We start from the raw sequence: 537 nt of genomic DNA on the forward strand, positions 1-537 counted from the left end.
GCACCGGACGCCGCCGAGCGCCGACCACCACGCACCAGACCCCGCAACAACGCCGGCACCTCACCGTAGGCACGCAGTACCGCCAGATCCAGCCGGAACGGGATCACCACCGGCCGGGCCGCCCGGCCGGCGGCGTCGAACAGTGCCAGGCCCTGCTCCACCGACAGTGAAGGCATTCCTGCCCGCGCCATCCTGCGCACGTCGGCGTCGCTCAGCGTGCCGGTCATCCCGGTGTCCTGGCTCCAGGCACCCCAGGCCAGCGAGAGCGCGGGCAGTCCTTCGGCGCGCCGGTACTGGGCCAGCGCGTCCAGGAAGGCGTTGGCCGCGGCGTAGTTGCCCTGCCCTGCCGAGCCCATGACACCCGACAGCGACGAATACACAACGAACGCCGCCAGGTCCAAGCCCCGGGTCAGCTCATGCAGATGCCAGACCGCATCCACCTTCGGCCGCAGCACCGTCCCCAACCGCTCAGGCGTCAACGACGGGATCGTCCCATCGGCGAGCACACCCGCGGTGTGAACAACCGCCGTCAGCGGA

Annotated in this window: 1 protein-coding gene; it reads right to left on the minus strand. The window is 70.9% G+C overall.

Annotation, left to right across the window (positions count from 1 at the left end; all coding sequences use genetic code 11):
* On the minus strand, positions 1-537 hold a 537-nt coding region (locus AC5L38_RS44390; RefSeq protein WP_495248855.1), incomplete at both ends, for a KR domain-containing protein.

The sequence above is a fragment of the Streptosporangium nanhuense genome, from assembly GCF_059358815.1.